Genomic DNA, 14,180 nt, shown 5'->3' with positions numbered 1-14,180 from the left:
GGGGCCGAGGCCCCCCAACCACTGGGAAGCGTACCGCCGGCGATACACCGGGAAAGGCCGCTGCGCTCCTTCGGGGCGCCCGGCGTCCCCGGTCTGTCGCCGGTGCCCCGCCGTTCGCCTGGGCAGCCCTGCCTCTCGCACAGGGACCTTACGTCCACGGAACCGCCGCTCTCATGTACGACCGCCGAATCCTCATCCAAGACACCGATCCCGAGCTCTGGGCCGCCATCCAGGCGGAGAACCGCCGCCAGGAAGAGCACATCGAGCTGATCGCGAGCGAGAACTACGCCTCGCCCGCCGTCATGGCCGCCCAGGGCACCCAGCTGACGAACAAGTACGCCGAGGGCTACCCCGGCAAGCGCTACTACGGCGGCTGCGAGAACGTCGACATCGCCGAGCAGCTGGCGATCGACCGCATCAAGCAGATCTTCGGCGCCGACGCCGCCAACGTGCAGCCGCACTCGGGCGCGCAGGCCAACGAGGCCGTGTTCCTGGCGTTCCTCAAGCCCGGCGACACCATCATGGGCATGAGCCTGGCCGAGGGCGGCCACCTCACCCACGGCATGCCCCTGAACATGAGCGGCAAGTGGTTCAACGTCGTGAGCTACGGCCTGAACAAGGATGAAGCCATCGACTACGACGCGATGGAGCGCAAGGCCCGCGAGCACATGCCCAAGCTGATCATCGCCGGAGCCTCCGCCTATTCCCTGCGGATCGACTTCGAGCGTTTCGCCAGGGTGGCCAAGGACGTCGGCGCGATCTTCATGGTGGACATGGCCCACTACGCCGGCCTCATCGCCGCGGGCGTGTACCCCAACCCCGTGCCGCATGCCGACGTGGTGACCTCCACCACCCACAAGAGCCTGCGCGGCCCGCGTGGCGGCTTCATCCTGATGAAGGCGCAGCACGAGAAGGCCATCAACAGCGCGATCTTCCCCGGCCTGCAGGGCGGGCCGCTGATGCACGTGATCGCCGCCAAGGCCGTGGCCTTCAAGGAAGCGCTGGCACCCGAGTTCAAGGCCTACCAGCAGCAGGTGCTGCGCAACGCGCAGGTGGTGGCGGAAACGCTGGCCGGGCGGGGCCTGCGCATCGTCAGCGGCCGCACCGAAAGCCACGTGATGCTGGTGGACCTGCGCGGCAAGGGCATCACCGGCAAGGAAGCGGAAGGCGTGCTGGGCCAGGCGCACATCACCATCAACAAGAACGCGATCCCGAACGATCCGGAAAAGCCGATGGTCACCAGCGGCCTGCGCGTGGGCACGCCGGCCATGACCACGCGCGGCTTCCAGGAGGAGGAAGCGCGCCAGACGGCCAACCTGGTGGCCGACGTGCTCGACCACCCGCGCGACCCCGCCAACATCGAGCGGGTGCGCGAGCAGGTCAACGCCCTCACCCGCCGCTTCCCCGTCTACAAGTAGAGAAATGACAGCCCCCACGGTCGGCACTTCGTGTCCTCCCTGCCCCCCGAGGGGGCTCTCGCTTGCTTGGGGCGGCCCGGCGCTGCGCTCGGCATGAAATGCCCGTTCTGCGGCCATGCCGACACCCAGGTGGTGGAGACGCGCATGGCCGAGGACGGCGACTTCATCCGCCGGCGGCGCCAGTGCGCGCACTGCGAGAAGCGCTTCACCACCTACGAGCGGCCGGACGTCACCTTCCCCGCGGTGGTGAAGAAGGACGGCCGCCGCATCGAGTACGACCGCAGCAAGCTGCTCGGTTCGATGAACCTGGCGCTGCGCAAGCGCCCGGTGAGCACCGAGCAGATCGATGCCGCCGTGGAGCGCATGGAGGAAAAGCTGCTGAACCTGGGCGTGCGCGAGATCCCGAGCTCGCGCATCGGCGAGCTCGTCATGCGCGAGCTCAAGAAGCTGGACAAGGTGGCCTACGTCCGCTTCGCCAGCGTGTACCGCAGCTTCGAGGACGTCGACGAGTTCAAGACCGTCGTCGACGAGATCCGGCGCTGAGCGCGGGCGCCCCCGCCCCTAGGACCGGCGCCCGCCCCGCGCCTGGAATTCGACTTCCACGCGGATCTGCGAACGCACCGCGACCTGGTCCCGTTCGCCGGGGCTGAACTTCGCCGCCGCGAAGGTCTGGCGGATCGTGCGTTCGAACGAAGGATGCACGTCCGGGCTGTCGACGCGGATGCGCTGCACGCCGCCGTGCTCGTCGATGAACAGCGTGATGCGGACCTTCAGGTCCACCACCCCGGCCACGTCCTCGGGGAACGGGACGTCGACCACGCCGAGCGGGCGCGGCGGCACGGTGAGCTCGCCCCTGGGCAGGTAAGGCGCTTCGGCTGCCGGCGCGGCAGGCGCCTCCGGTGTCGCGGGAGCCGCCGTGGCCTGCACCACCGGCTGCGGCGGCACGGCACGCTGCTGCACCGGCTCGGGCGCCGGCGGCGCTCCGAGCGTGGCCTGCGCCGCCGCGGGCGGCTCGATGTCCGGCTGCGCCGGCGCGGACCACTGCACCGGCCGCACCAGGAAGGCCATTGGCGTTTCGCGCAAGGCCCCCCGCGGCGCGGGCTGCGGGCCCACCGTCGCGAACCACGCGAGCACCGCCCCGTGTCCGAGCAGGGCCAAGGCAACGGCCTGCCAGAAACCGGGGCGGCGGTCCAAGGTCAATCCAGCAGTTCGCGCCAGGAAGTGCGCCGCAGGTTCGCCGCCGCGCTCTCCGGGTCGCCCGGGAAGGTCGTCAGGTCACCGGTACTCTCCGTGACGATGCCTTCCACGGCCCCCGAGGTCAGTTGCACCACGGTCACGCCCTGGATCATCACGTCGCCCACATAGTTCGAAGTGGACGAGCCGGTGGCGATGTTGAACTTGTAGAGGAACGACTTCCCGCCCGCCGAACACGAGTCGCTGTTCGGGAGGTTCGAGCCGATGAACAGCGTCTGCAGCGCCAGCTGCGGGTCGACCGAGACGCGCTCGCCCGCGGGCAGGTCCACCCGCCAGCCGGCCTTCGTCATCCAGTCCACCGAGTTCGCCGAGCTGGTGCGGTCCGTGCCGCTGACCGTGATCGTCTGCGTCGCGAAATTGGTGTTGCTGCGCACCACGCCGTAGGAGGAATTGGTCAGCGGGTCCTTGATCGCGTAGATGCTCTGCACCCTGCTGTCCGTCAGGTCGGAGGTCCCCAGGTAGCGGCCGGTCGCGACGAAGACCACCGGGAACCGGCTGCCGTTGTAGTTGACTTCCGCGACGGTGGGAACCGTGCTCACGGGCTGGACGGCGCCCGTCGGTCCGGTGAGCCTCGCCAGCAGCAGGGCCGCGTTGTTGGGCTCCACCAGGCTGTCGATGTCGAAGCGCCAGAGGTTGCCGAGCATGTCGCCGCCGTAGAAGCGCCGCGCCGAGTTGGTGGTTTCCGTGTCGACCCAGTCGTTGATCTTCGCCAGGCCGCTGGGCGTGGAACTGCTGCCTGCCGGCGTCGTTCCGCTGCTGTAGGTCTGGAGGTCGACCAGCTGCGCGCCCGTATTCGCGTCGACGACGATCAGGTGGCCGTTGCCGTCGCCGGGGCTCACGTTGTTGTACCCCGAGGCGAAGACCACCACCCAGGTGCCGTTGGCGCGCTTCGTGATGATCGGGTTGCCGAAGGTCAGGCCCAGGTTGGCGTTCTGCGCGGTGCCGAACTCCCACAGCAGCTTCGGCGCCGCCGGGTTGGTCACGTCCAGCGCGTAGTAGCCGCGGCCGCCCGCGCTCAGGCCGCCCACCACGATGGTCTTCCAGGCGCCGCCCACGAAGATGTCGCCCATCTGCGGCGAGCCGTCGACGAAGTAGGAGTGGTTGTTGGCGTAGTTCGTGTCCGCCAGCTTGTACATGTTGCGGATCACGAAGGACGGGACGTAGGCCCACAGCTCGTTGCCCGTCGCCCGGTCGAAGGCGTGCAGCATGCCGTCGTTGGCCGCGGCCAGCACCACGGCCTGGCGGCTCGCCTGCGCGGCGACGAAGGCCTGGTAATCGTTCTCGTTGTACCGGAAGCCCGGCTTGCCGACGAACAGCGGCGAGGCGTTGATGATGTCGCCCAGCAGGTTGTCCCGCGTCCGGTAGTACGACAGGGTCTGGTCGCCGCGCAGGTAGTTCACCAGGTTGCGGCCGTCGTTCGCCGCCGTCGTGTCGGCCGCGCTGAGCTGGGCGCACTGCTGCGGGTTGCCGCTGCCGCTGGCACCGGTGCGCGAGCAGAAGTTGCTCATGTCGTAGCCGTCGGTGCTGAGGTTCCCGAAGGTGAAGGTGCGCAGCACGGAAGTGCCCGAAGGATTCGGGTAGTAGATCGTGCGGCTGTCCGCCGTCCGCGTGTCGAGCTGCGCCTTCGCCGACCACGTGACGGTGCTGGAGATCTGGCCGGTGGTCGGGTCGATCCGCCGCGACAGCACGTCGCCCACCCACTTCTGGGTGGTGAACTGGGCCACGTAGATGTCGTTGTCGCCCTGCACCGGTTGCAGCGAGCTGGTGGAAGCCGCCGAGGCCGAGCCCGTGATCGCCTTGATCGAATCGAGCGCCGAGTTCAGGCTGTTGGTGAGCGTCGTCGGGTCCCCGGCGCTGAAGTACTGGCCGCGCCCGTTCACCGCCGCGTGCCACAGGTCGTCGATGTTCTGCGGCTCGCCACCCGAGACGGTTTCCACCGGCGACGGCCAGTTCTTGCTGGTGTTGGTGATGTCGAAGTAATCGCCGGACAGCTGCGTGAGGTAGTTCGGGTCGTAGCGCAGCAGGCCGCTGGCGCCCAGGCCCAGCGTGAAGGTCGTCATGTGCTGCCAGTTCGCCGAGTCGCCGTAGGAGTGCGCGGCGTCGTTCTTGCTGCCCGGGACGTTGTTGTTGCAGACGTCGGCGCCCAGCGAACCCGTGCAGTTGCCCAGGCCGGCGTCGCGCAGGTCGGTCTGGTAGTAGTACATCGCCACGTCCGCCAGGGTGTTGGAGGTGCCGCCGGTGCTGCTGGTCACCGCGCTGACCGAGGCATGCGGGACGGGGCTTTCCGTCGTATCGGTGCTGTTGACCACGACGATGGCCGTGCCCAGGACCGTCGTCGGACCCGCGGTGGTGGGTGGGTTCACCACGAAGGTCGAGGTCGTCGTCGACGGCAGGTTCTGGGTGATCGCGGACGAGGAGGACGGACTGGAACGGCAGCTCGTTCCCACGTTGCCGGCCGCCGTGGTGACCCACGGCGAGAAGTCGGTCGTCGTGGTCGGCGCCGGCGTATTGACCTGGTGCGTTGTCACCGCCGTTCCGTTCGTGACGGTCGGCGTGCCGTCGACGCTCCTGCTGTTCAGCGTCCCCGCCACCGGACCGGTGTCATTGACCTGCGTGCCGTTCACGGTCTTGATCACGCGTGAGAACTGCGTGACGTCGGTCTTGGTGGTCGTGAAGGTCGAGGTGCTGTTCTGGGTGGTCGTGTCCGTGGCGAACGTCGTCGTCACGTTGACTGAGTCCCGTACCTGCGTCAGCGAACGCTGGACCGCTTGCGAGCCGCTGCAGCTGACGCCTCCCGGGCGGACGGTGTACGTGCCGCTTGCCGTCCCGTTGGTGCCCGACGAGGCGTAGGTGAACTGGGTCGGCGACAGTACCGTCACCGTCACTCCGTTCGTGTCGCGGAAGCTGTTGTTGAAGGTGCCGTTGTTGCTGGCGCTGATCTCGATGTTGTCTCCCGTCACCAGGTTGTGCCCTGCCGCCACGGTGACGGTCACGAGGTTGCCGCCCGTACGGGTCATCTTCGAGCCGTCGACGGTGAACGACGGCACCAGGACGAACGCCGTCTGTTGCTGGCCCGCCGTCGTGCTCCGCGGCGTCATCGTGGTGGTGCTCGTTGTCAGGGTGCTGGTGGTGACCGACGGCTGCGTCTTGGTCGAGACGGTCACCGTCGTGACCGTCCACGTCTCCGTGGTCGTGCGCGTCACGCTGCCGCCGTCGAACATCGGACGCAGCGTGCCGCCGCCATCCTGCTGGCCGACCTTGGTGGTCCCGTCCAGCTGCAGCGCGCCGTAGGTGCTGGTTTCGAAACCGGTGTTCCAGTAGCCGTCCGTCGAAAGCAGCGTGAAGTTGCGCTGGCACGAGTACTGCACCGGGTCCACCGTCTGGCCGGGCGCCTTGTTGGCGAAATACCGGCCCGCCTTGGCGAGCGCGCCCCGCAGCGGCGTGGTGATGGAGGGATCCGCGGCGTTCAGCTTCGTGTAGAAGCTCGCCTTCTGGGTCGCATCGAAATCGCGGATGTTCAGGAAACTCGTGCCTTCCGTCGCGTTCGTGGAGCTGATCGTGGTGAAGCCGACCCGGTAACGATCGTCGATGCCCTTGAAGGCCCAGGTCATCGCCGTCTTCATCATGTCCATCCGCGTGCGGTAGTACCGGTTCCAGTTCGCGTAGTTCTGGGCCTCGGCGGACGTGGAGCCGACGGCGTGCGGCACGAAGACGTTGCTGCCCGGCGTGGAGCCGATCGCGCTGCTGCACTCCCGGTAGAACGTGCTGCTGGTGATCAGGTTCGCGGTGGCATCGTACGAGTAGCCGAGCTTGCGCTGCGGCGACGTGCTGCTGTAGGTGAAATAGGTGTTGGCGACGCCCTTGCCGATCGACGCGGGACTCAGCGCGCCGGTACCGACCACGTCCCACACCCGGATGGTCATCGCGCCGGTGCTTCCGTTCCATGCGGTCACGACGCCGATGAAGAACTTGCTGGCGCTGCCGTAGACCGTCACTTCCTGGCTGCCGTCGGCCGCGTACGAGCCGCTGCTGAAACTGCCCGTCACCGTGACGTTCACGTTGACGTTGGGGCCCGTCGGCCACTGGGCCGCAGTGATGTTGTTGAGGCTCCTGATCGAGGTGAGCCCATTTTCCGTGCTCGTCGGATCCAGGAAGGCGGTGGTGCCGACGGCCTGCACGACACCCGTCGAACTGACCGGCGGGTTGTACGTGACCGTCGGGTCGTACGCCACGCCGTTGCACTGCGCCGCCCGGTAGCCGTAGACGCTGTGCGAGAAGCCGGCCTCGTCGGGCACGTAGTCCCGCCCCATGGACCCCGAGTCGTCCAGGATGAACATGATGTTCGGCTTGATCTGCCCGCTGGAGGACGTGAACAGCGGTGCGCCGGCGATGTCGGTGTTGGCGGCGATCGCGGCCGCGCTGCAGGCCGCGAGCAGCCAGGCGGCTGCAGAAGCGAAGCTGCGCAGTCGGCTGGTGAATTTCAGGTCGGCGGCTTTCATGGATGCCTTTCCGGCGGTCGTCCCGTCAGAAGTGGATGAGGGTTTCGGTGTAGCTGACGGTGTTGCGCGGTCCCTCGACCCGCACGATCACACGGAAATAAGGACTGGCGATGCTCGAGCTGATCCGGCCGCCGGGGTGCAGTGCGCCGCGGTCGACCGCCGTGGACGTGACGGCCACGGCGGGCCGCACGCACAGGTTCGTGCCGCTCGGGGCGCCCACGTTGTCGCACAGGCGCGTGATCACCCACTGCACCTTGTTGTTGTTCACCTTGGTGCCGGTGAAGGGCAGGACTTCGCAGTTCTCGAAGGTCCCCAGGGCGGCGCCGTTGCAGTCGCCGTCCCAGTTGACCAGCGGCAGCTTGTTGGCGCTCGACGTGTGCGTGCCGGCCGGATCCAGCTTGTCGATGCTGCTGGCGTAGTAGCCGCGGTCGGGGATGTTGGCGTCGAGCGTGGCGCCGCCGACGTTGGCCTGCAGCCAGGTCAGCGCCTCCTCGGTGGCGGACGACGCCGAAACCAGCGCGTCCTGCTTGAACCCCAGGTTGCCCATGATCAGCGTGCCGGTGTCGACGGAGCGCGTCAGCGCCACGGCGCCGAACGCGAGCACCACCAGCGCCATCAGCGTGAACAGCAGCGACACGCCGCTCTGCACCCGGCGCAGGGCGGGAAGGCGGCGGGGGCGCGGCATCTTCATCATGAATTCCACAGCAGGTTGCGCAGCGGGACGACCGTCTCGAAGACCTTGTAGCGGTAGTGCTTCCAGTCGGGCAGGGTGTCCAGCTTGATCGTCACGCACCGGCTGGTGCCGCAGGTCGCGCTGCCCGCCACCGTGGCGGCGCTGCCGACGTCCCAGCTGACGTTCGCCGGCGTGACCTCTTCCTTCTCGTATTGCGGGCTGCGCGCCACGAGCGCCAGCCGCACCGCCATCACCTGCTGCCACAGCGCGTTGGTGGTGGGCGTCACGTTGTCCCAGGTGTCGACGCTGCCGTCGGCGTTGGTGTCCTTGCCGTAGAAGGCCTGCAGCTGGACGATGTTCGGGTACAGCTCGGTCGCGGCCGGATAGGAAGGGGTGCCGAGCGCGTCCCCGGCGATGCTGAGGCTCCTCACCACCAGCGCGTTGTTCAGGACGCTGTAGGTGGAATCGATCGGCACGCCCAGGTTGATCAGGCCCCCGCCCTCGCCATAGCTGGCGGTGGGGGAGCCCGCATTGTTCCAGCCGCCGTCGTCCGTGCGCGCGACCTGCGGGACGCTGCCCGGGTTGTCGCTCACCCGGAACATCTCGCACGGCACGCCCGGCGGGGCGGAGACGGTCTGGGCCACGACCACCAGGTCGCCCTTGACGATGGTACGGACGCTGCCCACCGGCACGGCGGTGCCCGGCGGCGCATAGCCCGGCGCCACGATCCGCAACGGGATGGAAAACGAGGTCTTGCCGCTCGCCAGGATCCGGATCGCATCGGGCGCGCCGGAAGCTCCGTCCGTGATCGTCACGGGCGCCAGGCTGGCCGGGAAACCGGCGACTGCCGCCCCGGCGAACCTCGCCGTCAGCGTGCAGCCGACCACCGGGGGCACCGCGCCGAAGCCGTAGCCGGCGGACTGCAGTTGCCGCTGCAGGGTGTTCAGCGCCAGGGCGCCGTTCACCTGTGCGTCGGAGCCGGAGCTCGTGGACCGCTTCTGGCCCTCGGAGTTCACCAGCACGTGGGTGACGGCCAGGGTGGCGAGCAGCCCGATCAGCACCCCGATCATCAACTCGACCAGGGTGAAGCCTTGCTGGCCCGGCCTAGCGGATGGACGTCGCGACCACATACGTGTGCGTTCCTTCGGCGGGAGTGGACCAGGTGACGGTGATCGAGACCACGCCCGTCGCGGGCGTCGTCGCGATCTGCGCGGCGCCGCCGGGCAGGGTGGCGGCGACCTTGGACTTCCAGTCCATGCAGGGCTGGTAGGAGTCGCAGGCGCCCGAGGTGTCGTACTGGGCCAGGTTGGCGCGGTCGGCCCAGATGTTGCCCATCACCTGCGAGCTGAGGTAGTTGGCGTCGGCGCGGAACTTCGCGGTGCCCTGCGCGCGGGTCATCGCGACCTGCAGGCCCACCAGGCCGATCACGCCGAAGGCGAAGATCAGGATGCCGATCAGGGCCTCGATCAGCGCAATGCCCTGCTGGCCATTGCGAAGGCGGGAGGAATGCTTGGCCTTCATATGCGTCTCGCTCAAGGCATCTGGCAGGCGCGCGCGTCGTTGGCGTCGGCGGCGGTCGCCCGCGGATCGCACATCCGGATGCCGCCGGACGTCGAGATCTCGATGCGCAACGGCCGCACGTCCGTGCTGGCCGCATGCACGAGGTCGATCTTCGCCATGCCGCCGCCCACCCGCTGGCCGAAGCCGTTGAAGGACACGGAGCTGGCGGCGTTGCCGTCCTTGTCGACGGCGGTCACGGTGATGCCGTCGGCGGCCTTGCCCGGCCCGTAGATTTCCACGATGCGCGGCGTCACGGTCGGGGACGGGCTGACGGAGCAATGGGACGAGGGGTCGTCCAGGCTCACCACCCAGGCGGCCGAGCCGGTGGAGAGCGCGCAGGTGTCGTCCGGCAGGGTCGTGCTGGTGGGCGTCACCATCCAGAAGGTGACCACCTTGTTGCGCTTCATCGCCTCGGACCGCGCCTTCTGCAGGCCGGTCTGCGTCGTTTCCGTGAGGCCGCGGACGTGCGTGGCGCGGATCCAGTCCGTCATGCCCGGCAGACCGGTCGCCAGCAGGACACCCAGCACCGAGACCGTGACCGCGGCCTCGACGAGGTTGAATCCACGCTGGCGGGCCGCAATCAGCACTCGGTCCCCTTCATCAGCCAGCAGCTCTTGTCCACCGTCTGGCCCTTGAACCGGGTGGTCTTCTGGCGGTTGTTCTCGTCCACGGTGTACACGTGGCCGGTCGCGCGGCCGCCGGACCCGGTGGCGGTGATCGTGTACCCGTTGGTGGTAACCAGGCAGGCGTAGGTGAAGTACTTCGCGTTGGCGGGCACGAAGTTGCCCCAGGCGGGCGCGTTCGCGCCGTTGGCGCAGGCTCCGCCGTTGGTGGTGCCGTAGTTCTTGTAGTCCTGGAAGTACTGCTCCATCTTCACGCGGTAATCCGAGAGCGCGGCGAAGGCCTCCGGCAGCTGGCCGCGGCGCACGTAGTCGATGTAGCTCGGGTAGCCCACCCCGCCGAGGATGGCGATGAGGGCCACGGTGATCATCAGCTCGATCAGCGTGAAGCCGGCATGACGGTACGACCGGGCCCGGCGGGTCTGCGACAAGATGTCTCTCCAACGATGTGTCGAGGCGGATGCTACGCAGCGACCGGACCCCCTGCCACGCCGGTGCGCCCGGCGGTCAGGGTCGCGGGACAAGCGGTCCGGGGCTTTCGCACACGGCTTCGCCGCTGCCACGGCCCTGCAGCCAAGGATCAGCTACAGCTGTCCAGACGCACCTTCTGCACGCGCGGCCGGCCGGCGGCGTTGATGATGATCCGGCGGGCCTGCACCGCATCCACGGAGGCGCGGCAGACGGTGAATGATCCGGCCTGGAAGGCCCCCGACACCAGCCTGGTGACGCCGACGGGACCGTAGGACACGTAATGTGTCACAGGTCCGTTGCCCACGAGCCGCCAGCCGGGGGGCAGCCCGCGCAGCCCCTGGATCACCGGCTCGCCCGGCTCGCGCGTGCCGCTGTTGTTGGCGTCGTGGAAGACGATCCAGCCCTGCTCCCACCCCCCCGTTTCGGCGCACGCCTCGCCGTCGGCGGACTTGCACACCACCACCCGGGCGTTGCGCTTGATGGCCTCGCTGCGCGCCAGCATGAGCTGCTGCAGCACGTCGTTGGACACGGTCTGCAGCCGCAGGTCGTCCAGCAGCTCGGCGAAGCTGGGCACGCCGACGGCCAGCAGCACGCCGAGCACGGAGACGGTGACGAGCACTTCGACGAGGGTGAAGCCGCGGGCGGGGCGATCCATGGCCTGCACGATAGGAAGCGGCCCCGCCGGCCGCAGTGCGCTGTTGCGGCGCGCGCCGGTGAAGGAAGGCGCACGCGCTTTGTCGCAGAATCGCGCGATGCCGCAAGCAGATCGCTGGATGAATGAGGCCCTCGCGCTGGCGGCGCGGGCGGTCGGCCTGTCGGAGCCGAATCCGCGGGTGGGCTGCGTGATCGTGGCGGCCGACGGCGAGCGCGTCCTCGGCCAGGGCCACACGCAGCCGGCCGGCCAGGCGCATGCGGAAGTCATGGCGCTGCGCGACGCGGCCGCGCGCGGGGCGGACGTGCGCGGTGCCACGGCCTACGTCACGCTGGAGCCCTGCGCGCACCACGGCCGCACCGGGCCGTGCTGCGATGCGCTGGTCGCCGCGGGCCTGGGCCGCGTCGTCGCCTCGCTCACCGATCCCAATCCGCTGGTGGCCGGCCAGGGCTTCGCGCGGCTGCGCGCGGCCGGCGTGGCGGTGGAGACGGGGCCCGGCGCCCGCGCGTCGCGCGAGCTGAACATCGGCTTCTTCAGCCGCATGGTGCGCGGCCACCCCTGGGTGCGCCTGAAGATCGCCGCCTCCCTCGACGGCCAGACGGCGCTGGACAACGGCCGCAGCCAGTGGATCACCGGCGAGGCCGCCCGCGCCGACGGCCACGCCTGGCGCGCCCGCGCCGGCGCCCTGCTCACCGGCATCGGCACCGTGCTGGACGACGACCCGCGGCTGGACGTGCGCCTCGCACCGGTCGGCAGGCAGCCGCCGCTGGTGGTGGTCGACAGCCGGCTGCAGACACCGCCCGCGGCCGCCCTCTTCTGCGTGCCCGACCGCCCGGTGTGGATCTACGCCGCGCAGGCGGATGCGCAGGCGCAGGCGGCGCTCCAGGCGCGCGGCGCCCACGTCACCCTGCTCCCCGGTGCCGGCGGCAAGGTGGACCTGGCCGCGCTGCTGAAGGACCTGGCCGGGCGCGGCGTCAACGAGCTGCACGTGGAGGCCGGCTTCAAGCTCAACGGGTCGCTCCTGCGCGAGTCGCTGGTCGACGAGTTCCTCGTGTACCTCGCGCCCAGGCTGCTCGGAAGCGGGCGCGGCATGGTCGCCATCGGGCCGCTGGAGGACCTGGCGCAGGGCGTGGCGCTGGAGTTCGGGCCGATCGAGCGCGTCGGCGACGACCTGCGCGTGCTCGCCCGCGTCCCGGGCCGGGACTTCTAGGCCGGGTCGGCAGGGAAGCGGGCCTGCGCCGGGGCCTGTCACAATGGAGGGATGTTCACCGGCATCATCACCGGCGTCGGGCGTATCGCCGCCATCGACGACCTCGGATCTTCCCAGCAGCACGGCAAGCGGCTGACCATCACCGCACCGGCCGGCTACCTGGACGATGTGGGGCTGGGCGACAGCATCGCCCTGAACGGCGCCTGCATGACGGTGACCTCGCTGGATGCCAACGCCGGCCACTTCACGATCGAGATCTCCGCCGAATCGCTGGACAAGACCGCCGGCCTCGCGCAGCCCGGCCCCGTGAACCTGGAAAAGGCGCTGCGCGCGCAGGACCGCCTGGGCGGCCACCTCGTCTCCGGCCACGTCGACGGCGTCGGCGCGGTCACCAGGATGGCGCCGGTCGGCGAAAGCTGGGAACTGCGCATCCTGGCGCCGCAGGCGCTGGGCAAGTACCTCGCCTACAAGGGCTCGATCACCGTCAACGGCGTGAGCCTCACGGTCAACACGATCGAAGACCGCGCCGACGGCTGCGAGCTGAGCATCAACCTGATCCCGCACACCGTGGAAAACACCGCGCTGCACGCGCTCAAGGCCGGCAGCCGCGTCAACCTCGAAATCGACCTCATCGCCCGCTACGTCGAACGGATGCTGGGCGCCGGAAAGGCACTCCCATGAACGCACGCACGCCCGTGGCGCCCGTGGCCATCTCGAGCGTCGAGGAGATCGTCGCCGAGATGAAGGCCGGCCGCATGGTCATCCTCGTCGACGAGGAGGACCGCGAGAACGAAGGCGACCTCGTGCTGGCCGCCGAGCACGTCACGCCCGAGGCGATCAACTTCATGGCGCGCTTCGGCCGCGGCCTGGTCTGCCTGACACTCACGCGCGAGCGCTGCGAGCGGCTGCAGCTGCCGCCCATGGTGGCGCGCAACGGCACCAAGATGGGCACGGCCTTCACCGTTTCCATCGAGGCGGCCGAGGGCGTGACCACCGGCATCTCCGCCGCCGACCGCGCCCGCACCGTCCAGGCCGCCGTGGCGCGCGATGCCAAGGCGGACGACCTGGTGCAGCCGGGCCACATCTTCCCGCTGCAGGCCGTGGACGGCGGCGTGCTGATGCGCGCCGGCCATACCGAAGCCGGCTGCGACCTCGCCGCCATGGCGGGCCTCACGCCCGCCGCCGTGATCTGCGAGATCATGAAGGACGACGGCACCATGGCCCGCCTGCCGGACCTGCAGGTGTTCGCCGCGGAACACGGGCTGAAGATCGGCACCATCGCCGACCTGATCCACTACCGCAGCCGCAACGAATCGCTGGTGCGCAAGATCGGCGAGCGGCCCATCGCCACCGCCTTCGGCGAGTTCACCGCCCACGCGTGGCGCGACAAGCCGAGCCAGGGCCTGCACCTCGCGCTGGTCAAGGGCACGTGGCAGCCCGGGCAGGAGGTGCCGGTGCGGGTGCACGAGCCGCTGTCGGTGCTCGACGCGCTGGAGATCCGGCGCCCCATGCACTCGTGGAGCCTCGACCAGAGCCTCAGCCACATCGCGGCCACCGGCCACGGCGTGGCGGTGCTCCTGAATTGCGGCGAGACGGCGGACCAGTTGCTGGCGCAGTTCGAAGGCACGGCCAAGGCCTCGCATGCGCCCGAGCGCGGGCGCATGGACCTGCGCAGCTACGGCGTGGGCGCGCAGATCCTGCGCGAGCTGGGCGTGCAGCGCATGAATCTCATGGGCACGCCGCGGCGCATGCCCAGCATGGCCGGCTACGGCCTCGAAGTGGCGGGCTACATCCACCGCCCCGATTGAACGAATCCCGAGGGT

Annotated in this window: 13 protein-coding genes; 5 read left to right on the top strand and 8 right to left on the bottom strand. The window is 69.4% G+C overall.

Annotated elements, in window-relative coordinates; all coding sequences use genetic code 11:
- The first annotated feature begins 173 nt into the window (after positions 1 to 173).
- Both glyA and nrdR read left to right on the top strand, forming a co-directional pair.
- Complete coding sequence (gene glyA / locus WG923_RS04840; protein WP_340349813.1) at positions 174 to 1,418, top strand: serine hydroxymethyltransferase; 1,245 nt, start codon at positions 174 to 176, stop codon at positions 1,416 to 1,418.
- Positions 1,419 to 1,511: 93 nt separating this feature from the next.
- A complete protein-coding gene (nrdR, locus tag WG923_RS04835) occupies positions 1,512 to 1,961 on the top strand; it encodes a transcriptional regulator NrdR (protein ID WP_340349812.1) in 450 nt (149 codons plus the stop codon).
- 18 nt (positions 1,962 to 1,979) lie between these two features.
- Here nrdR and WG923_RS04830 read toward each other — a convergent pair whose 3' ends face one another.
- The 8 genes from WG923_RS04830 to WG923_RS04795 form a co-directional block, all read right to left on the bottom strand.
- Positions 1,980 to 2,612 carry a hypothetical protein gene (locus WG923_RS04830; protein WP_340349811.1) on the bottom strand — a complete coding sequence of 211 codons (633 nt, stop codon included), beginning with the start codon at positions 2,610 to 2,612 and terminating at the stop codon, positions 1,980 to 1,982.
- A 2-nt stretch (positions 2,613 to 2,614) separates the two neighbouring features.
- Positions 2,615 to 7,171: a PilC/PilY family type IV pilus protein gene (locus WG923_RS04825; RefSeq protein WP_340349810.1), complete on the bottom strand. Its 4,557-nt coding sequence runs from the start codon at positions 7,169 to 7,171 to the stop codon at positions 2,615 to 2,617.
- A 25-nt stretch (positions 7,172 to 7,196) separates the two neighbouring features.
- Entirely contained in the window at positions 7,197 to 7,856 is a 660-nt protein-coding gene (locus tag WG923_RS04820) for a pilus assembly PilX family protein (protein WP_340349809.1), read from the bottom strand.
- A 5-nt stretch (positions 7,857 to 7,861) separates the two neighbouring features.
- A complete protein-coding gene (locus WG923_RS04815) occupies positions 7,862 to 8,974 on the bottom strand; it encodes a PilW family protein (protein WP_340349808.1) in 1,113 nt (370 codons plus the stop codon).
- On the bottom strand, positions 8,949 to 9,365 hold the full coding sequence (locus WG923_RS04810; protein ID WP_340349807.1) for a type IV pilus modification PilV family protein: 417 nt from the start codon (positions 9,363 to 9,365) through the stop codon (positions 8,949 to 8,951). Before WG923_RS04810 ends, WG923_RS04815 begins: the two co-directional genes overlap by 26 nt.
- 11 nt (positions 9,366 to 9,376) lie before the next feature.
- Entirely contained in the window at positions 9,377 to 9,991 is a 615-nt protein-coding gene (locus WG923_RS04805; protein ID WP_340349806.1) for a GspH/FimT family pseudopilin, read from the bottom strand.
- Entirely contained in the window at positions 9,985 to 10,455 is a 471-nt protein-coding gene (locus WG923_RS04800; protein WP_340349805.1) for a type IV pilin protein, read from the bottom strand. Before WG923_RS04800 ends, WG923_RS04805 begins: the two co-directional genes overlap by 7 nt.
- 149 nt (positions 10,456 to 10,604) lie before the next feature.
- On the bottom strand, positions 10,605 to 11,150 hold the full coding sequence (locus WG923_RS04795; protein ID WP_340349804.1) for a GspH/FimT family pseudopilin: 546 nt from the start codon (positions 11,148 to 11,150) through the stop codon (positions 10,605 to 10,607).
- A gap of 97 nt (positions 11,151 to 11,247) precedes the next feature.
- Between WG923_RS04795 and ribD the strand changes: the two genes are divergently transcribed.
- From ribD to ribBA, 3 genes are read left to right on the top strand one after another with little or no spacing between them, the layout of a single operon-like run.
- Positions 11,248 to 12,357, top strand: a complete 1,110-nt coding sequence (gene ribD / locus WG923_RS04790; RefSeq protein ID WP_340349803.1) for a bifunctional diaminohydroxyphosphoribosylaminopyrimidine deaminase/5-amino-6-(5-phosphoribosylamino)uracil reductase RibD — start codon at positions 11,248 to 11,250, stop codon at positions 12,355 to 12,357.
- A gap of 51 nt (positions 12,358 to 12,408) precedes the next feature.
- Positions 12,409 to 13,038, top strand: coding sequence for a riboflavin synthase (locus tag WG923_RS04785; RefSeq protein WP_340349802.1), 630 nt, complete (start codon positions 12,409 to 12,411; stop codon positions 13,036 to 13,038).
- Positions 13,035 to 14,165, top strand: coding sequence for a bifunctional 3,4-dihydroxy-2-butanone-4-phosphate synthase/GTP cyclohydrolase II (gene ribBA / locus WG923_RS04780; RefSeq protein WP_340349801.1), 1,131 nt, complete (start codon positions 13,035 to 13,037; stop codon positions 14,163 to 14,165). Before WG923_RS04785 ends, ribBA begins: the two co-directional genes overlap by 4 nt.
- The last annotated feature ends 15 nt before the right edge of the window (positions 14,166 to 14,180 follow it).

The organism is Ramlibacter sp. AN1133 (genome assembly GCF_037890035.1).
Classification (GTDB): Bacteria; Pseudomonadota; Gammaproteobacteria; order Burkholderiales; family Burkholderiaceae_C; genus Ramlibacter.
This window is presented reverse-complemented; position numbering and strand designations above follow the sequence as displayed.

Excerpts from the sequence above, each read along its gene's own strand:
- glyA (WP_340349813.1), top strand. The coding sequence starts at position 174 with ATGTACGACCGCCGAATCCTCATCCAAGACACCGATCCCGAGCTCTGG.
- nrdR (WP_340349812.1), top strand. The coding sequence starts at position 1,512 with ATGAAATGCCCGTTCTGCGGCCATGCCGACACCCAGGTGGTGGAGACG.
- WG923_RS04825 (WP_340349810.1), bottom strand. The coding sequence starts at position 7,171 with ATGAAAGCCGCCGACCTGAAATTCACCAGCCGACTGCGCAGCTTCGCT.
- WG923_RS04820 (WP_340349809.1), bottom strand. The coding sequence starts at position 7,856 with ATGCCGCGCCCCCGCCGCCTTCCCGCCCTGCGCCGGGTGCAGAGCGGC.
- WG923_RS04815 (WP_340349808.1), bottom strand. The coding sequence starts at position 8,974 with ATGTGGTCGCGACGTCCATCCGCTAGGCCGGGCCAGCAAGGCTTCACC.
- WG923_RS04810 (WP_340349807.1), bottom strand. The coding sequence starts at position 9,365 with ATGAAGGCCAAGCATTCCTCCCGCCTTCGCAATGGCCAGCAGGGCATT.
- WG923_RS04795 (WP_340349804.1), bottom strand. The coding sequence starts at position 11,150 with ATGGATCGCCCCGCCCGCGGCTTCACCCTCGTCGAAGTGCTCGTCACC.
- ribD (WP_340349803.1), top strand. The coding sequence starts at position 11,248 with ATGCCGCAAGCAGATCGCTGGATGAATGAGGCCCTCGCGCTGGCGGCG.
- WG923_RS04785 (WP_340349802.1), top strand. The coding sequence starts at position 12,409 with ATGTTCACCGGCATCATCACCGGCGTCGGGCGTATCGCCGCCATCGAC.
- ribBA (WP_340349801.1), top strand. The coding sequence starts at position 13,035 with ATGAACGCACGCACGCCCGTGGCGCCCGTGGCCATCTCGAGCGTCGAG.